Source organism: Acinetobacter sp. WU_MDCI_Abxd143 (assembly GCF_025514195.1).
Classification (GTDB): Bacteria; Pseudomonadota; Gammaproteobacteria; order Pseudomonadales; family Moraxellaceae; genus Acinetobacter; species Acinetobacter pittii_H.
The window spans coordinates 16358-41651 of the sequence record NZ_JAHPTH010000014.1 but is presented as its reverse complement, the minus strand read 5'-3'; the positions used below and the strand labels follow the sequence as shown (position 1 = coordinate 41651).

General features: G+C 37.5%; 24 protein-coding genes. 16 read left to right on the top strand and 8 right to left on the bottom strand.

The annotated features are described in order from the left end of the window. Positions 1 to 64 precede the first annotated feature (64 nt). The 4 genes from KTI79_RS17240 (at position 65) to htpG (ending at position 4960) form a co-directional block, all read left to right on the top strand. Positions 65 to 1489 carry a Na+/H+ antiporter family protein gene (locus KTI79_RS17240; RefSeq protein ID WP_002114813.1) on the top strand — a complete coding sequence of 475 codons (1425 nt, stop codon included), beginning with the start codon at positions 65 to 67 and terminating at the stop codon, positions 1487 to 1489. Between the two features lie 327 nt (positions 1490 to 1816). Beyond that, positions 1817 to 2398, top strand: coding sequence for an OmpW/AlkL family protein (locus tag KTI79_RS17235; RefSeq protein ID WP_032054252.1), 582 nt, complete (start codon positions 1817 to 1819; stop codon positions 2396 to 2398). Between the two features lie 187 nt (positions 2399 to 2585). Further along, positions 2586 to 2939 (top strand): lysozyme inhibitor LprI family protein, encoded by a 354-nt coding sequence (locus KTI79_RS17230; RefSeq protein ID WP_032054253.1) that lies wholly within the window; start codon positions 2586 to 2588, stop codon positions 2937 to 2939. A 101-nt stretch (positions 2940 to 3040) separates the two neighbouring features. Beyond that, the gene (htpG, locus tag KTI79_RS17225; RefSeq protein WP_032054254.1) at positions 3041 to 4960 is read left to right on the top strand and encodes a molecular chaperone HtpG; all 1920 of its coding nucleotides are present in this window, start codon (positions 3041 to 3043) and stop codon (positions 4958 to 4960) included. A gap of 85 nt (positions 4961 to 5045) precedes the next feature. On the opposite strand, the gene KTI79_RS17220 is transcribed toward htpG, so the two are convergent. The 3 genes from KTI79_RS17220 to KTI79_RS17210 all read right to left on the bottom strand — a co-directional run bounded on the left by KTI79_RS17220 (position 5046) and on the right by KTI79_RS17210 (position 8272). Further along, positions 5046 to 5942 carry a hypothetical protein gene (locus KTI79_RS17220; RefSeq protein WP_032054255.1) on the bottom strand — a complete coding sequence of 299 codons (897 nt, stop codon included), beginning with the start codon at positions 5940 to 5942 and terminating at the stop codon, positions 5046 to 5048. Between the two features lie 125 nt (positions 5943 to 6067). Next, positions 6068 to 7210 (bottom strand): hypothetical protein, encoded by a 1143-nt coding sequence (locus KTI79_RS17215; protein WP_032054256.1) that lies wholly within the window; start codon positions 7208 to 7210, stop codon positions 6068 to 6070. Positions 7211 to 7570: 360 nt separating this feature from the next. Continuing rightward, entirely contained in the window at positions 7571 to 8272 is a 702-nt protein-coding gene (locus tag KTI79_RS17210; RefSeq protein ID WP_032054257.1) for a DsbA family oxidoreductase, read from the bottom strand. Between the two features lie 177 nt (positions 8273 to 8449). On the opposite strand from KTI79_RS17210, the gene KTI79_RS17205 reads away from it, so the two are divergent. Continuing rightward, positions 8450 to 9208: a hypothetical protein gene (locus tag KTI79_RS17205; protein WP_032054258.1), complete on the top strand. Its 759-nt coding sequence runs from the start codon at positions 8450 to 8452 to the stop codon at positions 9206 to 9208. Between the two features lie 21 nt (positions 9209 to 9229). Here KTI79_RS17205 and KTI79_RS17200 read toward each other — a convergent pair whose 3' ends face one another. Next, positions 9230 to 9595 (bottom strand): MerR family transcriptional regulator, encoded by a 366-nt coding sequence (locus KTI79_RS17200; protein ID WP_032054259.1) that lies wholly within the window; start codon positions 9593 to 9595, stop codon positions 9230 to 9232. A gap of 71 nt (positions 9596 to 9666) precedes the next feature. On the opposite strand from KTI79_RS17200, the gene KTI79_RS17195 reads away from it, so the two are divergent. Both KTI79_RS17195 and KTI79_RS17190 read left to right on the top strand, forming a co-directional pair. Continuing rightward, on the top strand, positions 9667 to 10314 hold the full coding sequence (locus tag KTI79_RS17195) for an RBBP9/YdeN family alpha/beta hydrolase (protein WP_079284235.1): 648 nt from the start codon (positions 9667 to 9669) through the stop codon (positions 10312 to 10314). A 245-nt stretch (positions 10315 to 10559) separates the two neighbouring features. After that, positions 10560 to 11051, top strand: a complete 492-nt coding sequence (locus KTI79_RS17190; protein WP_032054261.1) for a hypothetical protein — start codon at positions 10560 to 10562, stop codon at positions 11049 to 11051. Positions 11052 to 11098: 47 nt separating this feature from the next. Here KTI79_RS17190 and fadA read toward each other — a convergent pair whose 3' ends face one another. Both fadA and fadB read right to left on the bottom strand, forming a co-directional pair. After that, positions 11099 to 12271, bottom strand: coding sequence for an acetyl-CoA C-acyltransferase FadA (gene fadA, locus KTI79_RS17185; RefSeq protein WP_032054262.1), 1173 nt, complete (start codon positions 12269 to 12271; stop codon positions 11099 to 11101). 12 nt (positions 12272 to 12283) lie between these two features. After that, positions 12284 to 14437: a fatty acid oxidation complex subunit alpha FadB gene (gene fadB, locus KTI79_RS17180; protein WP_032054263.1), complete on the bottom strand. Its 2154-nt coding sequence runs from the start codon at positions 14435 to 14437 to the stop codon at positions 12284 to 12286. A gap of 389 nt (positions 14438 to 14826) precedes the next feature. On the opposite strand from fadB, the gene KTI79_RS17175 reads away from it, so the two are divergent. Both KTI79_RS17175 and lpxO read left to right on the top strand, forming a co-directional pair. Then, positions 14827 to 15834: a hypothetical protein gene (locus KTI79_RS17175; protein ID WP_171073830.1), complete on the top strand. Its 1008-nt coding sequence runs from the start codon at positions 14827 to 14829 to the stop codon at positions 15832 to 15834. A gap of 174 nt (positions 15835 to 16008) precedes the next feature. Next, positions 16009 to 16923, top strand: a complete 915-nt coding sequence (gene lpxO / locus KTI79_RS17170; RefSeq protein WP_000598899.1) for a lipid A hydroxylase LpxO — start codon at positions 16009 to 16011, stop codon at positions 16921 to 16923. A 45-nt stretch (positions 16924 to 16968) separates the two neighbouring features. Here the strand turns inward: lpxO and KTI79_RS17165 are convergent, their stop codons facing one another. Continuing rightward, positions 16969 to 17229 (bottom strand): hypothetical protein, encoded by a 261-nt coding sequence (locus tag KTI79_RS17165; RefSeq protein WP_032054265.1) that lies wholly within the window; start codon positions 17227 to 17229, stop codon positions 16969 to 16971. Between the two features lie 365 nt (positions 17230 to 17594). Between KTI79_RS17165 and KTI79_RS17160 the strand changes: the two genes are divergently transcribed. The 7 genes from KTI79_RS17160 to KTI79_RS17125 all read left to right on the top strand — a co-directional run bounded on the left by KTI79_RS17160 (position 17595) and on the right by KTI79_RS17125 (position 24294). After that, complete coding sequence (locus KTI79_RS17160; RefSeq protein ID WP_032054266.1) at positions 17595 to 18431, top strand: hypothetical protein; 837 nt, start codon at positions 17595 to 17597, stop codon at positions 18429 to 18431. Between the two features lie 188 nt (positions 18432 to 18619). Further along, positions 18620 to 19150 (top strand): hypothetical protein, encoded by a 531-nt coding sequence (locus tag KTI79_RS17155; RefSeq protein WP_032054267.1) that lies wholly within the window; start codon positions 18620 to 18622, stop codon positions 19148 to 19150. A 133-nt stretch (positions 19151 to 19283) separates the two neighbouring features. Beyond that, positions 19284 to 21083: an excinuclease ABC subunit UvrC gene (gene uvrC, locus KTI79_RS17150; RefSeq protein WP_032054268.1), complete on the top strand. Its 1800-nt coding sequence runs from the start codon at positions 19284 to 19286 to the stop codon at positions 21081 to 21083. A gap of 121 nt (positions 21084 to 21204) precedes the next feature. Beyond that, positions 21205 to 21999: a thioesterase family protein gene (locus tag KTI79_RS17145; RefSeq protein WP_032054269.1), complete on the top strand. Its 795-nt coding sequence runs from the start codon at positions 21205 to 21207 to the stop codon at positions 21997 to 21999. 118 nt (positions 22000 to 22117) lie between these two features. Next, a complete protein-coding gene (gene pgsA, locus KTI79_RS17140; protein ID WP_002114808.1) occupies positions 22118 to 22705 on the top strand; it encodes a CDP-diacylglycerol--glycerol-3-phosphate 3-phosphatidyltransferase in 588 nt (195 codons plus the stop codon). 126 nt (positions 22706 to 22831) lie between these two features. Next, complete coding sequence (locus KTI79_RS17130; RefSeq protein WP_032054270.1) at positions 22832 to 23686, top strand: methylated-DNA--[protein]-cysteine S-methyltransferase; 855 nt, start codon at positions 22832 to 22834, stop codon at positions 23684 to 23686. Further along, positions 23683 to 24294, top strand: a complete 612-nt coding sequence (locus KTI79_RS17125; protein ID WP_017402599.1) for an alpha-ketoglutarate-dependent dioxygenase AlkB family protein — start codon at positions 23683 to 23685, stop codon at positions 24292 to 24294. Before KTI79_RS17130 ends, KTI79_RS17125 begins: the two co-directional genes overlap by 4 nt. A 194-nt stretch (positions 24295 to 24488) precedes the next feature. Here the strand turns inward: KTI79_RS17125 and KTI79_RS17120 are convergent, their stop codons facing one another. After that, positions 24489 to 25262: an IclR family transcriptional regulator gene (locus tag KTI79_RS17120; protein ID WP_016142387.1), complete on the bottom strand. Its 774-nt coding sequence runs from the start codon at positions 25260 to 25262 to the stop codon at positions 24489 to 24491. Between the last annotated feature and the right edge of the window lie 32 nt (positions 25263 to 25294).

Sequence of the window (25294 nt, the reverse complement as noted above, 5' to 3'; positions counted from 1 at the left end):
ATTTTCGGCTTCATAGATATGAATCTGCTAGAATATCGCCTTTTGTTTTGCTCTGAACTTATTCATGAATGCTGTCGTTATTGCGATTGCAGTGATGTTCTTATTATCACTGGCGCGCGTTTCTGTCGTACTGACTTTAGTGGTTTCTGCCATTGTGGGCGGCCTCGTAGCAGGTTTAAGCCTTTCTCAAACCGTTGAAGCTTTCAACGCTGGTCTTGGTGACGGTGCTGAAGTTGCACTTGCCTATGCAGTGTTAGGGGCATTTGCTCTGGCTTTATCAAAATCTGGTTTACCTGATTTACTTGCTCATAAGCTGATTGGTTTATTGGGAATGGAAGCAGGAAAAAGCCGTCAGACTAAAGTGAAATATCTACTTTTAGGTATTTTATTAATTTCTGCAATTTTCTCTCAAAACCTTATTCCAGTTCATATTGCCTTTATTCCTGTACTGGTTCCGCCACTACTACGGGTAATGAACCATTTAAAATTAGACCGCCGCGCCGCAGCCTGTGTACTTACGCTAGGTTTGGTTGGTACTTATATTTTTCTTCCAGTTGGATTTGGTGCAATTTTCCTTGAACAGATTCTGATGGGAAATATCAACAAAATTGGGGCAGCGTACGGTTTACATGTTGATCGAGCAATGATGCCAATTGGCATGGCTATTCCTGTTTTAGGTATGGTGTTAGGCACCTTGGTTGCTGTATTTATTAGCTATCGTAAACCAAGAATTTATGCTGATCGTGCGATTACACCTGTTACCACGATTGATTTAGATAAACCTATTCGCGCAACTACTCAAGTTGAAACAGCCGACTTAAAAGCAGATGCTGAAGAGTTAAAGCATGAAGCAGAGCAAGCACCAGTTATTGCAAAGAAAACGATCTTGATGGCATTGCTCGCAATTGGCTTAACGCTCGCTGCGCAGCTGTATTCAGGTTCGATGATTTTGGGTGGTTTAGTCGGTTTTGCTGTTCTATCTACTGCTGGAATCTTTAAATGGCAAGATGCAGATGATGTTTTTGTACAAGGCATGCGAATGATGGCTTTAGTAGGTTTCATCATGATTTCTGCTGCCGGTTTCGCCTCGGTCATGACCCATACTGGTGATATTAATCAGTTAGTAAATGGGGTAGTCGAGATTATCGGAGATAACCGTGCACTTGCTGCTTTCTTAATGCTTTGTATTGGCTTATTTGTGACAATTGGTATTGGTTCATCTTTCTCAAGTGTTCCTGTATTAGCCGTTATTTATGTGCCTTTATGTGTGCAGTTTGGTTTCTCACCATTAGCAACGATTGCACTTATTGGTACAGCAGCAGCATTAGGTGATGCAGGCTCACCAGCTTCTGATTCAACTTTAGGGCCAACAGCTGGTTTGGGAGTAGATGGTCAACATGACCATATTTGGGATACAGTAGTCCCTACCTTTATTCACTTTAATATTCCGCTATTAATTTTTGGCTGGATTGCTGCCATGGTTTTATAGTTTTTTATAAAATATTAAAATATAAACCTTCTTAATAACGATCTTTAGATTTAAATTAAGAAGGTTTTTTATTGCTCAAATAAAACATGTATTTTAAATAAATTATATTAAAATACTCAGAATTAAAAGTATATTAAAATGGTTGGTAATATAAAATAATCTTGATTAATATAGTTGGAATTAAAACCTATTAAAATAGTTGGTTAATATATAATTTTATTTAAAACAGGTATTTAAAAATAAATAATAAAATAATTTTATAATGAGTATTGCATGGTTTTAAAATAAATGTTTATTATAAATATAAATAAGGTTGGAGATATTAAAGTGTTCAAAAAAGCTTTGGTTGTTGTATTAATGGGGATGTCTTCTTTTACTTTTGCTGGTAATTGGCAAGTGAAATTTGGTGGTAGTGTTATTGCTCCATCTGAAGATACAACAACGGATTTAGGTGTAGTAAAAGCAGATCATGAATATGCATTTACACCATCGGTAGAATACTTTTTTGGCCAGTCTCCATTTTCGGCAGAATTATTATTAGCAGCACCGGTTAATCATGATGTATTGCTAGATGGTAAAAATGTAGCGCGTATTAAACAGTTACCACCAACAATTACAGCAAAATATCATTTTAAAAACTCTACACGTTTCACTCCATATATTGGTATTGGTGCTACAGCATTTATTCCTTGGGACGAGCAAGGCGTTGCTGACAAAGTAAAAGAAGACTTTGGTGTGGCAGGACAAGTTGGTTTTAATTTCCAACCTGCTGATGCTAAAAACTGGGGTGTATTTGTAGACGTACGTTATGCTGATTTAAGCCCAGAAGTTACCTTAACAAATGGTGCTAAATTTGATCTAGATATTAATCCGTTTGTTTACACTTTAGGTTATAGCTATAAATTTTAAGCATAATAATAAATAGAAAAATATAATAATAAACCTAGACTCAGGCACCTCACATATATTTTATGTGAGGTTTTTTTATGGGTTTTATTTGCACTAAAAAAATCATAAAACAGACAGTTTTATACATATTTTCTGCAAGTTTTTTTCTAAACTAACTTCTATTCATTACAAACATGGGAATAAAAACATGAATAACAAATTAGTGATTTGTTTTGCACTTCTGAGCGGTATTGCTTTTACACAAAGTTCACAAGCTGCGAGTTTTTCGTGTGATGCTGCAAAAACGAAAACGGAAAAAAGTATTTGTAAAAATCGTTCTTTAAATGATGCTGATGTAAAAATGGCAACGACTTATCAAATCGTTCTGCATGCTTTACCTATGGGTGGGCGTGATAGTCAGAAAGATGCTCAATATCAATGGCTGAAAAAGCGAAATGCTTGTGCGGCTAGCGTTAGTTGTATTAGCAAAGCTTATCAACAACGCCAAAAACAGTTAGACACGATATTGCAAGATAGAGTGTTAAGCCACGGTCCGTTTTAATTAGAGTAAAAATTTTTAATATTCAGGATTGAAAAATTCTAGAAATACTCCATTCATAAAGCATTCGAGAACAAACAGCTTCAAAATTTAAGGAGTGATTTATGAGTGAACAAGCATCACAAAATTATAGTTTCCAAGCAGAAGTTGCTCAGCTTTTACATTTAGTGACGCATTCTCTCTATTCTAACCCTGAGATTTTCTTACGCGAGCTGATCTCTAATGCATCAGATGCATGTGATAAGTTGCGTTTTGAAGGAATTAATCATCCTGAATATTATGAAAATGATCCGGACTTACATGTACGAATCAGCTTAAATAAAGAAGATAAAACCTTAACAATTTCTGATAACGGTATTGGTTTAAGCCAACAAGAAGCAATTGATAACTTAGGTACAATTGCGAAGTCAGGCACTAAAGATTTTATGTCAAAATTGACTGGTGATCAAAAAGCAGATGCTCAGTTGATTGGTCAATTTGGTGTTGGTTTTTATTCAGGTTTTATTGTTGCAGACAAGATTACTGTTGAATCACGCCGTGCGGGTCTAGAGGCATCTGAAGGGGTGCGCTGGATTAGTGGCGGTACAGGTGAGTTTGAAGTTCAGCAAATTGATAAGGCTTCACGTGGTACCGACATTATTCTTCACTTACGTGATGATGCGCTTGATTATTTAGAATCTTATAAAGTTAAGCAGATTGTTAATAAATATTCTGACCACATTAGCTTGCCAATTGAAATGCAAAAAGAAGTTTGGCAGGAAGAAGAAGTTGCTGAAGGTGAAGAACCTAAAGGCGGCCAAATGGTCAAAACTGACGAGTGGGAAGCGATCAACTCGGCAAGTGCTTTATGGACACGTAATAAAAGCGAAGTTACTGAAGAGCAATATATTGAGTTTTATAAAAACTTAACTCATGACTTTGAAGCGCCGCTTGCATGGGCACATAACCGTGTGGAAGGTAGTACGGAATATACACAATTACTTTATATCCCAAGTAAAGCGCCACATGACATTTTTACACGTGAAGCAAAAGCCGGTATTAAGCTCTATGTAAAACGCGTGTTCATCATGGATGATGCAGATAATTTAATTCCAAATTATTTACGCTTTGTTCAAGGTGTAGTGGATAGTGCTGACTTACCGCTTAATGTTAGCCGTGAGTTGTTGCAAGAAAGCCGTGATGTTAAAACGATTCGTGAAGGTAACGCACGCCGTGTATTAACTTTGCTTGATGGTTTAGCTAAATCAGAAGATGAAAAAGACCAAGAAAAATTCAAGACATTCTACAGTGAGTTTGGCTCAGTAATTAAAGAAGGCTTGGGTGAAGACTTTGGTAACCGTGAACGTATTTTAAAATTATTACGTTATGCGACTTCAACAAATGATGAAGTAACGACTTCTTTTGCTGACTATAAGACACGCATGAAAGAAGGCCAAAAAGCCATCTATTATGTGACTGCTGACAGTCTAGCAGCAGCGAAAAACTCGCCGCAGCTTGAGTTGTTTAAGAAAAAAGGCATTGAAGTGTTATTAATGGCAGAGCGTGTTGACGAGTGGGCAATGAACTTTGTTCATGAGTTTGACGGTACGCCATTAAAGAATGTATCTAAAGGTGCAGTTGATTTAGGCGATTTGCAAGATGCTGAAGAGAAGAAAGCACTTGAGCAAGCAGCTGAACAGTTTAAGCCTGTTGTTGAGAAACTAAGTGACTCATTAAAGGCTAAAACTAAAGAAGTACGTGTAACTACACGACTAGTTGATTCTCCAGCGTGTTTAGTAACAAGTGAAGGTGAATTATCTCCACAACTTATTCGTATGCTTAAACAAGCGGGGCAAGCCGTACCTGAAATTAAGCCAATTTTAGAAATTAACCCTGAACATCCTTTAGTGAAAAAACTTGAAGGCTCAGAGCAGTTTGATGACTTGGCAAACGTGATTTTCGATCAGGCTGTGATTGCAGAAGGTGGTTTACCAGAAGACCCAGCAGCTTATGTGAAACGTATTAATAGCTTATTGTTGAAATAATTTTTTGATATAAAAAAGCCTCTGAACTGTCAGGGGCTTTTTTTGTGGATAAAGAAAGAGTTATCCACAATTTGGGAATTTATGATTAAAAATTAGCTTCTAGATTTATTTGAACGCTGAGTTGGTGTTTCGGATCATCATCAATATGGTTAAAAAAATTAAGATCATTTTGCATAAAAATCCAATCTCTCCATATTGGTTGTCGCCATGAAATGAAGGGGCCCCAACTATTGAGTCGAATATCATTTTTGGTATATACGCCACCGCTATAAATACCGTAAGTCAGACTATTATCTTTTACAAACTCAAATTGTTGGAAAGTCCAATTGCCCCAGTTGTAATCTTCATTTTCGCTCTTGTTCACATTAAATTTATTAGAAAATAATGTGTTATCTTGCATTTTTTGCGTTAGGTTTAGCGTGGTTTCAGTGTAATTTCGGCTAGTAGATCCGTAGCGAAATATCTGCTCTGTATCAAAGCTAATGTTATGTCTCAACTTCCATTTCTTTTTTGCCAGAAACTGGACATACACATCACTCTCAGAGTTTGATCCTAAATCAAGATCATTTTCAAAGGGTATCCAAGTTGAAATAGTGGCCCAGCTTGCACTCAGTGGATTAGTAGCCGAAACCTGTGCCGATGAGGTCTTCTTCTTTTTCTTACCAAAGGCTTTATAAGTTTGTTCAGGCTGAGTCGCTCGTTTCCATAAAGTATCATTTCCGAACACAGCCATAAGCTCTTGAATTAAACCAGCATCAGATAAAGTATTGTTTGCTTCTACTTCACAAGCTGAGCGTGAAAGTGGTTGTCTTTTTACTTTAGCGAAACTCGTAGAAGAATAGGGATAACGCCGTGACCGTTGGTGTTTTAAAGAGTTATAAAAAAATTGAGTATGTGGAAGTAAAGCTAATACACCTAAACTATAAATACAAATGAAGACTGTCGATTTATTTTGAAATGGAGAAGAAGAAAATTGATTCATTTTTAAAGAGAAGGAATCAAAAATAAAATTAGAACAGTACTTTAGAAGGCTAATCTTAAAATTTTATTTAAAAGTATTTTATTATTCATCACCTTGGATGAGGTTCCAAGGTGACGTTGGCTAGCTTAAAAAAGTGCTTCTAAGCGCAAGAAGGTACTGACGAAATGGTTGCGATCTTCACGATGGTCATTAAAGTAATTTACATCGCCTTGTACAAAGAACCATTCACGTAAAACGGGTTGGCGCCATGAAACAAACGGTCCCCAACTGTTTAAACGTAAGTCATTGTCGTTGTAATAACCACTTGTATAAATCCCATAATTAAAACGGTTATTTGCAAAGAAACTGTGCTCGCGGAAAGTTCTGTTTTCCCAAGCTAAATCATCGTCTTGATCATCGGCATAGGTCAGGCTGAACTGATTGGATAAAAAAGGTTGATTTGGTCTGGCATGTGTAAGTTCAAGATTGGTACGCAAGTAGTTTTCGCTGTCTATTCCATAACGATAAATTTGTTCAGCATAAAACTTAAAATCATTACGGAGTTGCCAATCTCTCGATGCTTTTAAACGAACATAAATATCGTCTCCAGAACGAATACCTAAGTCTGCATCGGTTTCAAAAGGTAGTTTTTTTGAGAAATTTGACCAACGTAAAGCAATTGAGCTGTTGTCATCTCGAGTTCGCTTACCATCTAATTTTTTGTTTGGATCTTGATTCGGGTTCTGATTAATATTGGCTGGACTGTTATTAAATTCATCATCTAAAGAGTCATCACCAAATACCACACTTAGACGTTTTTCTAATGTAGGGAGCTTAATCTTACCGCGAATTCTGGGCTTGATTTCATAATTATCATATTCATTCCAATAGTTATCGATCATGACCCGAATGGTTGCTGTTGCCGGTTTTTGTGGATCAACTTCACCAAACCAATTATCAATTTTTTCAGAAGTACGATCAGCCCAATTACGAATTTTCTTTTGTTTTCGGTCAACCCAAGTTTGATCTTCGGTTTGCTCGGTAGGCGGAACAATAGGCTCATTAGACTGCTCTGGAAAAATGGTTGGGGTTGCATCCACCCAGCGCGGAATTTGATCTAAGAGGTTCTCGTCTGTGGTGACTTCAGTTTGTACTCCAGATGATGTACTTCCTATTTGTTGGTTTGCAGAAGAAGAGGCGGTCTCTGCATGAGCGATGCATACTGAACCAAATCCAATCGTTAAAAGTGCAAAAAGCTGCCGGTACGGCATTACATGAAATGTTTTCATATCTATCTTTATGTTTTGTTGTTGTTTCCACTTTTGTTGATTTTTCTAATAAAATCAAGAGGGAGACACAAAAGTTAAGTAAATTTAACTTTTTTTACATATTTGAAATAAATGAAAAAGTTTAAGCTATTAGCGATTATTTTTAGCCAAAAAAAATCCCCCATTACTGGAGGATGATAGATCAAGGAAACTTCAAATTCCGATCATTAAACACATAAAAAACAGAACATTACAGCGCGAATATTCTAAGCGGCAATAATAAACTGATTTTTGGCAATTGGGTAGTTCTTTTTTTAGAACGCTCTATTGCTAAAATGATGATAAAACATACGATTTGATCACATTTTTAAATGTGTTTATTTATTTCTGTGGAATATCACATGATTCATCAGTACAAACAGCCGCATCATCTTGCTCAACTTCTTCAGTATTTGCCTTGATTTGCGCTTTTTCTAAAACTTGTAAAAAGACTTCACGAGGTTGAGCGCCAGCAAGAGCAATTCTTTGATCAAATACAAAAAATGGAACACCAGTTACATTGAGCTGTTCACGAGCAATTTTTTCGTCATGGCGGACAAAGTCAGATAGTTCATTGGTATCTAATACATACTCAACTTCGGCATTATCAAGGCCAATACGAGATGCAATTTCTTCTACAACTTCACGCTCGCCAATTGCGAGGCCCTCAGTCATATAAGCATGAAAAAAAGCTTCTTTTGCTTCATTGCCTAAACCTTTGCTTTGCGCAAGGTGAATAATGCGGTGTGCATTGAAACTATTGCCTGAGTTAGCCTTTTGCCATTGGAAATCAATGCCTTCAGAAGCAGCCATGGCCGCAATATTACGCTCCATTTCTTCCATCTCTTCATAGGTACGGCCATATTTTTTAGCTAGACGTTCAGTATTTGAAGTGTCATGTTTTGCTGGCGCATCAGGATCTAATTCAAAACTATGCCAGTGGATTTCAAGCTCAATACCAGCTTCAGCAGCTACATGTTCAAGGCGTTTTTTGCCGATATAGCAGAAAGGGCAAACTACATCAGACCAGACATCAACACGCATGGGAGAATCTCATAAATTTTAATTACCCATCATAATAGGGATGATGGATAAGGATTTAAAGCTTTCAATAGCGAATACAGTGTTGCGTATTGTGAAATAAATGGCATATAAAGAAGAATAAGCTCTATTTTATAACTATAAAGAGCAAAACTATAAGAAGGGAAATAGGAGGTGTGTATGCGCCGAGTTTTGATTGCGATTGCAAGTCTGATTGTTATCACAAGCATTATTTTTTTCACTTATCAACATATCAAACAGCAGCAAGCCAAAGACAGTAGTCAAATGTTTGATGTCGTCATGACTGAAAAAATGAATCAGCTTTACGAACAAGCACAAGACTGGTCTAAACCCGTCCAGCTTGATATTCACGATAAGCGTTTGGCAGGACACTATAAGCAAATTTCAGAATTTCTTTTAAGTTATTGGATTCAAAATATTAATGCACGGAATGCGTACTTAAGAGAACTCAAAGCAGCAAAATGGGACACTTTTTTAAATGTGGACCGTTTAGATCTTGATAAAAAACAAAAATTTGTAGAAACCGAAAAGATGCTAGCTGATGTTCGTACAGCTTCGGATCAGTATCAGAGTGAATATGAAAAGATTCATAAAACTTTCTTAGCAAAGGTTCAAGAATTATCTGTTGATGCAGAAATGAGGCAACTGCTCGAAATGAAATTGGGAACTCAGCAAAAAGCAGATCAAGACCATGCAATTTTTATGATTGAGCTACAAATTTTAGATAAAGCAGAACAAATGTTTAAGCTTCTAAAAAATTATGAATGGCAAAAGAAAGATCAGATGATTCTTTTTCATGAAAATGCTCAGGTCAAAAAGTTTAATGGGCTTTATCAAGATGTTCTAAAGCTAAATGCAAAAATTGAAAAAATTAAGAAAAAAAATGTGGCTGCGCTCGAAGGAGATTTAAAAGAATAAGCGGAGCATGAGCATCAAATATTATGATTTGGTGCTCTCGACTTTTCCTTTGGTTAAAAAAGATTGTAATAAACTTTGAGAAGTTTGTAGTTTGTTTAACTGGTCAGACACATGCATGAGTTCAGTTTGCAGTTTTTCTTGAACCACTGAACACAGTGTAAATACGCGTTCATCTAAATCAAAACAAGGCAGTAAGACCTGAATATCTTTTAGATGCATGCCCGCATCATTTAATATTTTAATTTTCTTAATATTATCAATATCTTTTTGAGTATAACTTCGATAGTTATTGCTTGCCCGATGAGGCTGTATAAGCCCTAAACTCTCGTAATAACGTAGCATACGAGGGCTTACTTTTGTGAGCTCGGCAACTTTAGCTAAGTTCATAAAATGGGGTTGACCTTAACAGTGGTGTCATAGTTTAGCATATTTTTATCTTTCAAAATGATACTTGTTCCATGATGAGAAAACTCATTTTATTGGTGTTATTTGGATTAATGACATCTGTTGCAAATGCCAAAACACTTGAACTTCAGGAGAACAACATGCGTCAAATATTTGTGCTTCACGGTTATTCTGCTTCTATAAATGATCACTGGTTTCAAAATTTAAAGCATCAAATAGAAGATGAACACACTTCTGTTACCCTAATTCCATTTCCAGATTCTGAGAATCCGGACGTAGAGGCATGGCAGAAGGTTTTAGATCAACAGATCCCTAAGGTGGATGAAAGTACCTATTTTGTTGCGCACAGTTTAGGGGTGATTACGTTACTGCACTTTTTGCAAAGACATGAGTATCAAAATATTGGAGGAATGATTTTAGTATCTGGATTCTCTGGTTTCATTTCAGATTCTTCTGTACTTAATAGTTATATAACGAAGAGTAAAGTCGATACAAATTACTTTAAGGGCATAAAGAAAAAGCTGGTGTATTTGTCTGATAATGATGATTTGGTTCCGCCTAAACTGACTATTGAATTAGCGAAAGAAATTGGTGCGCCGTACATTACAGTACCTAATGGTGGGCACTTTTTAGGACGAGAAGGTTATACGAAATTTCCGCAATTAGTTGATTCTTTAAAAGAGATGTTAGAGAGCCAATAAGATCTATAAGATAAATCGCACTCTATAATCTGAACACTTTTGTTCAAGTTATAGAGTGTTTTATTAGAATGCGGTTTTAATAAATAGAAGAACCCTACTATTACATTAAAAAATTTAATTATATTTACCGTTTATCTGAGCATTACTGAATCAAATTCGACTTTGTTGTAGCCTATTTATAGATACTTTTAATTTAATCATCATCTTTTTAATTTGAATAGGGTGAATGATTTTTGGAGCAAGTTATGAACTTTCTAAAACAATCAGCTTTCATTGCTGCATTTGCTTTTATGGGTTTACCGACTGTTCAAGCAGAGGAAGTAGCGACTTTACCAACAATTCGCGTTATGGCTGAATCTGAGCTACGTGAAGAGGTGGGATTTGTACCCTTCCAAGAAGATAAAAAAGTGCGTCAGGCTCTGCAACATCGTGAGTATAAAACGCATTACGATATACAAAATGCTTTGGTGCCTGAAGGCATGACTACGGTAGATTATCAGCCAGTTATGGCACAGCCTGATTTGTCTCAACTTTCTCCATTCTTACAACAATACATTTTAGCGGTAGCAGGGGGGATACAGTCTTCTGATCCAACCAACGGTATTTTTGAAATGTTAAGACCTTTGAACATTAACCGAAGTAATGTCGATGCTTACCGTGAAGGTACGATGAAAGTTAACCTTACTGACCTCATAAATTTACAACAGCAAATTCAAGATGGGTTAAAAGGCCGATAAAATAAAAATCCCCGCATTGAGCGGGGATTTTTTTATCTTGGTGTTAATTAAACACGTTCGATTACTGTTGCAATACCTTGACCAAGGCCGATACACATGGTCGCAAGACCGATTTGAGTATCTTGTTGTTCCATTACGTTCAACAACGTAGTGGTGATACGTGCACCAGAACAGCCTAGTGGGTGACCCAAAGCAATCGCACCACCATTTAAGTTAATGATGTCTTGCTTGTCATAAATACCTAAGCCTTTCATTACTGATAAGCCTTGAGCAGCGAATGCTTCGTTTAACTCGATAGTTTGAATATCAGCTATCGTTAAACCAGCACGTTTAAGCGCTTTCTGAGTTGCTGGAACTGGACCATAACCCATGATTGCAGCATCACAACCTGCAACAGCCATAGAGCGAATGACAGCGCGTGGTTTTAAACCTAACGCTTGTGCGCGCTCAGCAGACATAAGCAACATTGCAGAAGCACCGTCAGATAAAGCTGAAGATGTAGCCGCAGTTACAGTACCGCCTTTCGGATCGAATACAGGACGTAATGCTTTGAACGCTTCAAGGTTTGCATCTGGACGAATTACTTCGTCGATGTCGCAAAGGATTTTAAAGCCATTTGCATCGTGGCCTTCAACACCAACGATTTCGTTTTTGAAACGGCCTTCTTGAGTTGCAGCCCAAGCACGGCGGTGAGATTCAACACCAAAAGCGTCTTGCTCTTCACGGCTAATGCCATTCATGCGACCTAACATTTCAGCAGTTAAGCCCATCATGTTAGATGCTTTTGCATAGTGCTTAGATGCTTCTGGGTTTAAGTCGATGCCGTGCATCATACCTACGTGGCCCATGTGCTCTACACCACCAATAATGAAGATATCACCTTGGTTGGTTGCAATCTGTGCAGCAGCAGTATGAAGCGCTTGCATAGAAGAACCGCAAAGACGGTTTACTGTTTGACCAGCAACAGTTTTTGGTAAGTCAGCCAATAAGCCGATGTTACGGCCAATATTCATACCTTGTTCTAGAGTCTGGTTTACACAGCCCCAGATTAGGTCTTCAACTTCGTTTACATCAAACTGGTTACGAGCAACGAGTGCACGAACCAATTCAGCAGATAAGCTGTCAGCACGTACATTACGGAACATACCGTTTTTGGTTTTACCCATTGCAGAACGTACGCCATCAACGATGACAACGTCACGTGGATTTAAAGTAGCCATTCACGTTGCTCCTTAACCGTAGAATTTTTTGTTGTTAGCAGCCATGTCGCGCAACATTTGTGGCGCTTCATAAGCCTTACCTAAGTGTGCATATTTGTCGCAAAGTGCAACATATTCAGCAACACCTGTCTGGTCGATATAACGACATGGACCACCACGGAATGGAGGGAAACCTACACCCATAATCATTGCCATGTCTGCTTCAGCAGCAGTTGCAACAATGTTGTCTTCTAAGCAACGAACTGTTTCGTTACAGAAAGCAAGCATCATGCGGTCAATGATTTCTTGGTTATCAAACTCGCGTTTTTCACCAGTGACGAAAGGAGCAATGATTTCATACGCTGTTGGATCAACAGTTTTTGCTTTTTTGCCTTTCTTATCGAGTTCGTATTTGTAGAAACCAACGTCATTCTTTTGACCAAGACGTTTAGCTTCGTACATTGCTTGGATTGAACCTTTGTAGTCTGGCTTCATACGGTCTGGGAAACCTTCAGCCATGACTTCTGCGCCATGTACACCCGTGTCGATACCTACAACGTCGATGAGGTAAGCAGGACCCATTGGCCAGCCAAACTTAGACATTACATTGTCAACTTGTTGGAAGTCTGCACCGTCTTTTACAAGAAGGTCGAATGCACCAAAGTAAGGGAACAATACACGGTTAACCAAGAACCCTGGGCAGTCGTTAACAACGATCGGTGTTTTACCCATTTTTTGAGCAAGAACCACAGTTGTTGCAATCGCCTCTTCAGAAGTCTTTTCACCACGAATCACTTCTACAAGCGGCATCATGTGAACTGGGTTGAAGAAGTGCATACCAACGAAGTTTTCAGGACGTTGTAAGGCTTTTGCTAAACGCGTGATTGAAATTGTAGAAGTATTAGAAGCAATGATTGTATTTTCACGAACATTCTTCTCAGTATCCGCAAGTACCATTTCTTTTACTTTTGGATTTTCTGTAACTGCTTCGATCACGATATCAACTTCTTTAAACTCATCGTAGCTTAAAGTAGGACGGATACGTGCAAGGGTTTCACCCATTTGCGCAGGTTTCATTTTCTTGCGTTCAACTTGTTTAGTTAACAAGCTGTTTGCTTCTTTCATACCTAGAGCAAGTTGTGGATTACCAATATCTTTCATGATAATTGGTGTACCTTTGCTTGCTGCTTGGTAAGCAATACCACCACCCATGATACCAGCACCAAGTACAGCTGCTTGGTTTACAGGGTGTGCACCTTTTTCATGTTTTTTAGCAGTTTTCTTAACAACTTGGTCATTGAGGAATAAACCAATCAATGCGCCAGCTTGTGGAGTAATGGCTGCTTTCGCAAAGCCTTCAGCTTCAGCTTTTAATGCTTCGTCACGCGCAAGGCTTGCACCCGCTTGTAATGAATCAAGTAATAATTTTGGAGCAGGGTATTGAGCCGGATTCGCTTTAGCAAGTACAGCACCTTTTGCTGTGTTGAACGCCATCATTTGTTCAAGTGGGTTCAATTTTACAGCATCAAGTTTTTCTTGACGTTTTGCTTTCCAGTTCAAACGACCAGAAATTGCTTGCTTAACTAAGTCAGTTGCAGCTTCAAGTAATTTATCAGCAGCTACAACCGCATCTACAGCACCATCTTTTAGTGCAGCAGCCGGTTTTTTAGGAGCAGCCATCGCCATCCATTCAACCGCGTTGTCGATACCGATAAGACGGCTTAAACGTACGCTACCGCCAAAACCTGGGTAAATACCAAGTTTAATTTCCGGTAAGCCCACTTGTGCAGCTTCTGACATCACACGATAGTCACAAACTAAACACATTTCAAAACCGCCGCCTAACGCCATACCGTTAATAGCAGCAACTTTTGGAATCTCTAAATCTTCAAAGCTATTGAAGATTTCGTGAACAGGCATAAGCCAGTCAACAATCGCTTTTTCGCCTTGTGCGAAGTTTTCACCAAATTCGGTAATATCTGCCCCAACAATAAATGTTGTTTTGCCCGAGGTAACAACTAAGCCTTTAATATCATTATTTGCTTTTACCGCAGCAATAGCAGCTTGGAAATCTTCAATTGTTGCACGGTTAAATTTATTGACCGACTCACCTTGTAAGTCAAAGCGGAATTCTGCAATTCCGTCCGAAAGCATTTGGACGGTAATGGCATTGCCAGCGTGGATCATGCCTGATCTCCTTAGTTTTGGAGGACTTCTAAGTTGATGTTATGAAGCGTGTGTACAGCTTCGGTACACATTTATGCTTCGCTAATCTTACGATAACTATATCTAAAAAAAACCTGACAAGTTGTATCAAGCCGTGACGCAAGGGTCATCAATTATTTTTAAATAATTTTTTTAATCTATATTTATGAAAAATATATTTTTAATTGTAAAAGCTTCTTGTTAAGAAGGGGTAAGATAAAGCTGGGAAATGTAGTAGACAATTAATAAATTATTTTTGGTCTAGTAATAAAAATTAATATTTTGTGTGAATTATTAGACAGACAGTATTGTCTATTTTTTTATCTTTGGATAAACTTTGTGTTATAAAAATGTTCAATAAAGTATCTATTATGTTAAAAAATAAATTTATGATTTTGGCTATCCTTCCTTTTATGTTGAGTGCATGTGGAGGCGGTGGTTCTAGTGATAATAATTCTGCAAATAACAACCAAAGTGGTACATCACAAGATTCTATTGCGGATGGTACGCGTTATTATTTTATGGATTACAATGCTAATGAAAAAACAGATGAGCTAAATAATGCTTATTTTGAAATTTTTAATAAAAAATCAATAGATGGCTCCTCTAATCAAGCTTTAAATGAGTATTTGTTAACAGAGAAAAAACTCTATTTCCCTACTGATAAAGCACTCAATGTCATGAATTTTAATTCAATGACAGATTGGAGATTAGATATCATTGGAGAAGTTAAAGAGGATTGGAAATTTCAAAGAGTTGATTTATCTGATAAGAATATGTTTGATACTGTCTTGCCAGGATATCGAGCATTAGGCTTTTCAGTGAGTGATGAAAGTACGACTAATGGGCGTCTATTTCTTACTACCTATGGACAGAATAAATTCCCTCAAGGGAGTAGCTGTTATCGTTTAGTTTCAAAAAAATCTAATCAAGAAACATTTGCATTTAATATTGATCAAAACTATGAAATTAATCAAAGTTTTGATCAGTTTGATGCTGAAAATGGTCCTTATCTTAATTATTTGAATCAAACAAATCCATTTGGTTTTACTTATAAAGCAGTTAAGGGATCATGGCAAAATGTTCTATGGACAACGATTTATGATACTACTTTAGGTTTTGCTATTGGTGATGGTGTTGGGGTGCAATATCAAGGTAAGCTCTATAAAGCAAATTATACGAGTAACATTGCTTGGACTGCTGATCAAGAGATTAAGCATTGGGAAATATATTTAAAAAATACAGATGATCCTGAAGAGCTCCGTTTTGCCCAATTAACAATTGCTCAATTGAAATCTGGTTGTTATGCCTACAATGAAACCGCTGCAAAAGCACTTGTTTCTCTGACTGGATTAGATTGGAAACCATATCAAGACTAACTTTGGAAGTTGAGTTTGAGAAATCTCAAAAATGGTTATTTTTGAGATTTCTATTTAGCCAAAAAATAATACTTGCTGATCTAGGTCTGAATTTTCTTCGAGACTTTGTTATTATTCCCTCAATTTCAAATTCCTTCGAAGTATCTTTAAAGATGCTTAAATGCGAGTAACTATATGATTAAGTGGATCATATTAGCGATTTTTGTGATATCAGCATTGTATATCCAACATCGCGGCAAAGTGCGTCACTCGTTTTATCGTCAATTTTTTGACCATTCAACCTTGCTCGCACCGATTAACTTTTTAATGTACATCTTTTCAAAGGTGCCGAATCAACCTTATATCGATACACAGCATTTTAAAGATTTAAAAGTGCTGGATGAAAATTGGGAAATGATTCGAGATGAAGCGAAAGCTTTATATGACCAAGGTGGGATTAAAGCTTCAAGTACCTATAACGATTTAGGTTTTAACTCATTCTTTAAAACAGGTTGGAAGCGTTTTTACCTTAAATGGTATGAATCGAGTCATCCATCTGCTGCTGAGCTTTGCCCAAAAACTACAGCACTTCTTAAAACATTGCCGACAATTAAAGCAGCAATGTTTACCGAGCTTGCACCTGACAGCCGTTTGGTAAGACACCGTGATCCGTATGCAGGTTCTTTGCGTTATCACTTAGGTCTAATTACACCAAATGATGATCGTTGTTTTATTGACGTCGATGGCGAAAGATATTCTTGGCGTGATGGTCAAAGTGTCGTGTTTGATGAAACTTATATTCACTATGCTGAAAATAAGACTGATCAAAACCGTATTATTTTCTTTGCAGACGTTGAACGTCCAATGAAAGTAAAATGGATGGAGCGTTTCAACCATTGGTTTGGTCGTAATGTGATGACTGCGGCAAGTTCACCGAATGAAACAGGCGACCAAACAGGTGGCCTAAATAAAGCTTTTGGTTATGTCTATCAAATTCGTATTAAAGCTAAAGCTTTAAAAGCTAAGAACCGTAAGTTGTATTACTTCTTAAAATGGTTCCTCATGCTTGGGATTTTCTTCCTGATTTTTGTTCGACCATATGTATTTTAATAAAAGCGCCCTTAAGGGCGTTTTTATTTTAAATAATGATATTCATCATGCATCATTTATTGCGTATTGAACGATCTTAAATACAACGTCTTGATTACTTAAAGAGTCATCTAAGTCTTCTATTAACTCTTTGATAATAAATACTTCAAGAAAATAGCTGTAGCACGTATCCTTGATAAAAACTTCCATCTTTTCATCGTTTGATAGAGCAATTGCTTTGGATGTAATATCCCAAGGTTGTTCAGCATAGATGGTGTGTTCATCAGAAATATGTTCAATATTTGATATCATTTCTTGTAAGGGCATGGGATATTTCAATGGAATTTAACCTGCTAGTCTAATTACCACAAAACTTTTATAAAGATTCGTGATGTGAATGATTAGGATTTAATATTGAAGGTTTTTAGATTAATTTAGCATGAAAATTTTAGTTCTCTTTTCTAAAAGAAAAAATAAAAAAGACTATAAAATAATTTAGGAAAAAGATAATAGCAGTGAGTCATCTTATTTAATTATATGATTTTGCTTAGTCTAAGATTAAAATTTTATAAAATAGTTCTTAATAAAAATATAATGCTTTTTATCTGAATATTTAATTTTAGATTGATAAAAAGAGAAAATTATTGATAATTCAGATTATATTATATTAATAATTTGAATCGAGGAATAAAATGAAAAAAATACTACTTTCATGTTTATGTATATTAAGCCTTTCAGCATGTGATGATGAGACAGAGGAACAAAGTGAGAGACTGGTTGGTTTTTCTGTGGGTCAGATCGCTGGGAATCCAGTAATTGAGAAGAAAAATTATAAGATTCAGGATAATAAGATTTATATAAGTTATCCTGATAATCATCCATTAGGTTATGAACTTAGTCAGCATTATTTCACTGATCAGGGAGTGACCTTAGATCCGATTAAAACAACTGATGGCACATGGTATTTGTTAGGTTCTCAAGTCCAATTTTCTGATACAGCTTTAAACTATCAACCTGCCAACTTAGTGAAAAGCGATAATTTATTTCTAAATCAAGATTTAGTTAAAATTGATATTTCAGGTCAACCAGTGACTAAGTATTTAGGCCAGTGGATTTATGAGTCATTACCATTTAGTCAACAGGGCTTTTTTGAAGATTATTACAATGCATTATTACAACAAAATGTAGCTAATTTTCCGAAAGGTTCCACCTGTTGGATGATTAATAAAACCTACAGCAATAAAGATTATATTGGGTTCTCTAGTGACGGTACTGCACCTTTATATACAGAATCAAATGCTACTGCGCCTGTAATGGGAACATGGCAAGGTATTAACTGGTCGCGCGATGAGTTATTATTAGCAATGAAATTTACAATAAACGATACCGAATATTCTGGGCAGTACCACCATAAGTCGGGTGTGGACGAATATGTTCCACCGTATGTAGGTAAATATTGTGACTTTGTCACTGAAAATGCTGCGGATGCTATGATTAAGACTTGGAAAGGTGAATCTTTAACCCAGTAATTATAGAAAAATAGTTTTATTTATTACGCCCGAAAGGGCGTTTTTTTATGACATAAAGTATCTAATAACTTTTGTGACCTATTTCACAGTGCTGGCAATTTGTTACAACTATTAAAAGCCAATAGGCAATTTTGATTCTACAATGGCGCGGTTTTTTCGAAGACTGGTCAGCGGAAGTAGGTTTTAAAATGGCTCATGCTCATCACGCAGCTCATGCACATGTTCATCATATCGAAGAGAGAAAAGAAGAAAGTTCTCAAGGCGATTTAAAAACAAAAGTGATGTTAAGACAAGCAGCTTCGACAACTGAAAAATCTAAACGATCTAAAACTCAAAATCATAAAACTGAAGACCAAAATATTAATTTGCATAAGTTCTCAAGTAAGCTTGAAAGTATATCTGCCAACCATAGTAAAGAGAAATGCGCCAAAAATATTCGTATTGCTTTACAAGCAGCAGGCGCCGATGTGTCTAAGCATCCGGTAGCAGCTTCAGACTGGGGACATACACTTGAGAAGAACGGTTATAAGAAAATTAAACCTGCTTTTAACCGTCCAGAAGAAGGCGATATTTATATTATTGAGCGAACAAGTGGACACACTTATGGTCATATTGCAGGTTACACAGGCAATGGTTGGTTCTCAGATTTTCGTCAAAAAACCTATGCGGTCTATAAAGAAAAAGACGTTAAATATAGCTACTATCGTCTAGATTCTTAAGCAAGTACGACACAATCTGTCGGGTCATATCTAAATCTGTTTCCAAATTTATGTTCTGGCACAGTAAAGCACTTGAAAAGTAGGGGTGAAAACATCACATTAGGTATTCAGTATTAAGCCATGCATGCCAATAGTGAATCAAAACGCTCGTCCTCATATTGAAAAAATTTTAGCCAACATGACCCAGCTTCCAGGTGTTTATAAAATGCTAGGGAAGGAGGGCGAATTATTATATGTCGGCAAAGCAAAAAATCTAAAAAATCGGGTGTCGAGTTATTTTGTTAAAACGATTGAGCATCCTAAAACACAAGCTTTAGTTGCACGAATTTATGATATTGAAACTTTAGTTACTCGTTCAGAAACTGAAGCTTTACTCCTAGAACAAAATTTAATTAAACAACATCGTCCGCCGTATAACATTATGCTGCGGGACGATAAGTCGTATGTCTATATTTTTGTTTCGGCCGATAAGCCTTATCCTCGGCTTGCGAGCGGACGTGGTAAAGGTAAGCACCAAATTGGTAAGTTTTTTGGCCCCTATCCAAGTGCCTATAGTGCACGCGATACGTTACTGGTTTTGCAAAAACTTTTTAATGTACGTCAGTGTGAAAATAGCTATTTCTCACAGCGCAAGCGTCCATGTTTGCAATATCAAATCAAGCGGTGTTCAGCCCCGTGTGTAGGTCTGATTTCTCCCGAAGATTATAAAGAAGACGTTAATAATAGTATTCGCTTTTTGCAAGGTGATACCAAAGAGCTTAATCAAGAGCTCATTGCCAAAATGGAACAAGCAGCGGCTGAGCTTGAATTTGAAAAAGCTGTTTTTTACCGTGATCGATTGTCTTTACTGCGTGAAGTTCAAGCGCAACAAGCCGTGTTTAAAGTCAAAGGTGAAGCGGATATCCTGGCAATTGCATATCAAGCAGGTGTGACATGCGTGCAAATTATGTATGTACGCAACGGGCGAATGCTAGGTGGGAAAAGCTATTTCCCAGACATGCTGGGTGATGATCTTGGGCAAATGCTGAGTGACTTTATGGCGAACTTTTATTTTCAGGTTGCAGATGAAGTACCGAATGAGCTTATCGTAAATATTGCTTTGCCTGACTGTAAAGAATTAGAAGATGCGTTGGCACAGCAGTTTGGTAAAAAGGTTCAGATTAAGAGTAATGTTCGAGAAACTCGTGCCGAGTGGTTAGAGTTAGCTGAAATGAACGTTCAACATGCCATTAAAGGGCAATTGAGTAATCATTTAGAACTGAATGAACGTTTCCATCAGTTAGAGCAAGTAGTGGGAAGACCTGTCGATCGTATTGAGTGTTTTGATATTAGTCATACCATGGGTGAAGCTCCAATTGCCTCATGTGTCGTGTTTGATCAAGGGGGCGCTCGTAAGCGTGACTATCGCCAATTTGCCATTCAAGACATTACAGCAGGCGATGACTATGCTGCTATGCGTCAAACTTTAACACGACGTTATAAAAAGGCCATATTGCCTGATTTGCTGTTGATTGATGGTGGTAAAGGCCAACTCCATATGGCGATGGAGGTTATGCAAGAGCTTGGGCTAGATGCTTTTATGGTGGGTGTATCTAAAGGTGAAGGGCGTAAACCCGGACTTGAAACTCTACATTTTACTGATGGCACAAAAATCCAGTTGCCAGAAGACCATAAGGCATTACATTTGATTCAGCAGGTGCGTGATGAGGCCCATCGTTTTGCGATTACTAAACATCGTGCTAAACGTGATAAACGCCGTAGTACCTCAGTTTTGGAAGCAATTCCAGGGTTGGGTCCAAAGCGCCGTCGAGATTTATTAACTCATTTTGGTGGGATCCAAGGTGTTTTAAAAGCATCCGAAAAAGAACTTACTCTTGTGCCCGGTTTTGGTGAAATGATGGCAAGAACGATTTATAAAATTCTGCATGAATAAAGATAGGTTTCTATACCGAGTGACCAAATAGTTGGCATATAAGTACAAGAATGATCATTCACATTCCCTTTAAAATGATGAAAGATGTTTCATCAAGAGTCAGAGTGCTTTAGGGAAGTGAATGTCATTACTGCAATTATTTGAAGAAATAAAACAAAAGGAATGGATTGAAATACCCGAAGGATGGCTACAAGGGCGAACTGTTTTTGGTGGTCTTGTTGCTGGACTACTCATGCAAAAAGCCTGCTGCAATATTCAAGATCCAAATAAAAGATTATTAAGCTGTAGTATTACTTTTGTGGGGCCCGTACAGCAGGGACCTGCCCAATTGACTATTGAAATTTTAAGAGAAGGGAAATCGGTCACTACGCTTGAAACCCGTTTATGGCAAGATGGTGCGGTACAAACGATTTTGGTCGCAAGCTTTGGTGTGCCGCGTGCGTCGAATATTGAAGTGCGACATGAGCCTAACGTTCCAGTTTATAGGCAACCTGAAGAGTTACAACCTATTCCTTTTGCTAGACAAATGCCAGAATGCTATCAACATTTTGATGTATGCTGGGCAGAAGGTCATTATCCTGTTACAGGAAGTCAGTATGCTGACTTTGGAGGGTGGTCGAGGTTTAATCCCGATAAGCATGAAAATCGTCAAATGACTTTGCCAGATTTAATTGTCTTGATGGATATTTGGCCACCTGGTGTATTGCCGATGTTTAAGCAAGTTGCTCCTGCAAGTTCTTTAACTTGGCACATTACCTATGTCCATCCGTTCCAACATCAATTGTGTGACTGGTTTAAATATAAAGTGGTAACTGAATATGCAGGTGAAGGTTATTCCACAGAATATGCCCATCTGTGGGACCAAAATGATCATTTAATTGCAATTTTACGGCAAACTGTTACGGTATTTACCTAAGCAGTCCACTTCCTCGATTCATATATTTCGTATAAAGTGGCTGTTACAGATAGATACAATATTGAAGAAAGTATTTTTGTCTGTTACAAGATGCATGAAGACTTAATTGGCGGTGTTTATGACCACAGGGCGAATCCTGAATATCCCAAATATCCTAACATTAGCGCGTATCGCGCTTATTCCTGTATTTTTGGTGATCGCGTATTGGCCCCCTGCAATGGGTATTGGTGAGCATGAAGGAAGTATGAGTCGTCATATTATCTTGACGGCTATTTTTGTGTTTGCTGCTATTACCGATTGGTTTGATGGCTATTTAGCACGAACTTTAAACCAGACTTCAGCATTTGGCCGTTTTTTAGATCCAGTTGCAGATAAGCTCATGGTGGCGGCTGCACTGATTGTTTTAGTGCAGTGGAATCCAACCATTTCAATGGCTTTTGCCGCAATTGTGATTATTTCACGGGAAATTACAGTTTCTGCTTTACGTGAATGGATGGCAGAACTTGGCGCACGAACCAGTGTGGCAGTATCGACGGTAGGTAAATATAAAACAGCCTTTCAGATGATTGCGATTAGTGTGTTCTTACTCAATTGGCAGCCATTAGAAATGCTTGCCTATGCTTTATTATATACGGCAGTCATTTTAACTCTATGGTCAATGTTTATTTATCTTAAAGCAGCTTGGCCTTATTTAAAGCAGCCTTAAGTGCATATTGAATGATGAAGCCTTTCTACAATGAAAGGCTTTTTTATTTTTGAAGAGTGCAAGAATCGGGTCGTCATAGGGCTTTGGCTACTTTAATGTAAGATATAAGTGCTAAGGAGGTGACACATGCAAATGCTTTCTTCTCGGCAATTTGCTGTAATTGCCACTGTGATTGAATATTTATATGAACATCTAGACCAGCAACCCAGTCTAGATGATGTTGCGAGCCATATGAATTTAAGTTCAGGTTATATTCAACGCCAGTTTCAGGAATGGGTAGGGATTAGCCCGAAAAAATTTGTGCAATATATGAGTTTGCAACAGGCTAAATATTATCTGTTGCAACAGCAGAGTTTATTAGAAACTGCTTTAAATACGGGTTTATCTGGCACAGGACGTTTACACGATCTGTTTATTCAGCTTGAAGGGATGACGCCTGGTGAATATAAACAACAAGGCGAAGGCGTTATTCTTAATTATTCAGTTGAGACAAGCCCCTTTGGTGAGTTGTTGGTTGTCAGTAGTGAAAAAGGGATATGTTCTATTCGATTTATCGAAACTCACGACAATATTGAACAACTCATTAAGCAGTACTTTCCGAAAGCTCAATTGAAAAATCAGTCACCGATTTGGCATCAACAAATTGCAACGTGGTTTGAACAGGACTTTTCAGAACACTTACAGCAGAAACTTCCTCTTAATTTGGCTGGAACCCCATTTCAGCTACAAGTATGGGAAGCCTTGCTCACCATTCCAGAAGGCCAATTGCGTACTTATCAAGATATTGCAGAGCAAATTGGAAAGCCTAAAGCAGTCAGAGCCGTTGCTACAGCAATTGGGAAAAATCCGATTGCATATCTGATTCCCTGTCATCGAGTGATCCGTGCCACAGGGATGGTCGGAGAATATCATTGGCAAAAGGGGCGTAAATTGGCATTGTTAGCTTGGGAGATGTCAAAGCAACATGGAGAGACCGTATGACCTTGGATTTATTTTCTCCAGAACCTTGTGAGAATTTATTACCCTACGATGGTGAAGTTCAGGACTATGGTTGTATTTTAAGCCCTGAGGAAGCTGAACAGTATTTTCACTATCTTTATCAACACCTCGCATGGAAACATGACGAGGCTAAGTTGTATGGCAAGCATTTTATTACAGCTCGAAAAGTTGCATGGTATGGAGATGACTACTATCAATATAAATATTCGGGTGTCGCACGTGATTCTTTGCCTTGGGACAAAGCACTGGCCAAACTAAAACAACAGGTAGAGCAGATACTTTCAGAAAAATTTAATTCTTGTTTGGCAAACCTTTATGAAGATGGAACCCAAGGGATGGCTTGGCATAGTGACTCAGATGTTTCTTTGGCAAGAACGACAACTATCGCTTCTTTAAGCTTTGGTGCTACCCGTAAATTTTCTTTTAGGCATATTCAAAGTAAAGAGAAAGTTGAATTATGGCTACAGCCAGGCCAACTTATTGTGATGCGTGGTGAGACTCAACAATATTGGCAACACCGTTTAAATCGTTCAACAAAGATTTTACAACCACGTATTAATCTTACTTTTCGGCAATTTAAGTTTTTATAACCTTCATTAAAAAGCGGGCAAGAAAAAAGCCCATGATGGCAGCATGAGCTTATTCCTCTGAGGGGGATGCTTCTATTGATGAGCTGCTGATGAAAAGAATCATCAATAGGAGCTAAAATCATAATATGAGAATATTGCGATATATTCAATGTTTTAAAGTGTAAGAAAACTTTAAATTATCATAAGGTGGAGTTTTAGATTTCACCTTTTTCAGATAATTCCATAAAACGTTGTTCAATAAGTGCTGCATTTTCTTGCAAAATTTCGATAAGCTTTTCAACGTTTAAAAAATCAAAACGATTTTTAGAAGCAACTAGAGTTAAAGCTAAAGGTACTTCCTTGGTTGAAAATCGAACAGGAACAGCTAGACCTGAAACATTTGGGTCAATCTCACCTTGTGAGAAATAGAACCCTTGTTTTTTAATTTTACGCATACGTTGAATAAAGCTCGGTTCATCTTCAGCAAAACCTGATTGTTTTAATTCTTGCTGGTAACGGTGGTAGTAGTCCTGCATGCGCTGTTTACTTAAATGCGAAACCATTGTTTTTGGAGATGACCCAACATAAATTGGTCTTGGACAGCCTCGGCCATATGAAAGTAGCTCAGTGTCTTTAAATATTTCATGATGTATGTCAATGCAATAGTCATCATTTAAATAGGTAAGCAAACAGCACAGTTCGGTACGTTCTACAATATTCCGCATGAACGGTGTGCTGATTTGAACCAATGGGTCGGTTGTTCTAGATATATAGTCAAGAACTGCAATTTTTGAGCCTAAGGTATAATCGCCAGAGGTTCCATTAATGCGTTTTAATAGATCAGCTGAGACTAGCTCTTTGAGGTAACGGTAACTCGTTGGTTTGGACAAGCCAAGTTCTTCGCAAATAATATCGACATTAATGATTGGACGCGAAACCGAAAATAGGTCCAGTACAGTTAAAATTTTGCCAAAACTTGAAATTGCCATAGTGTCTTGTTCGTATCCTTTAACAACGAGTC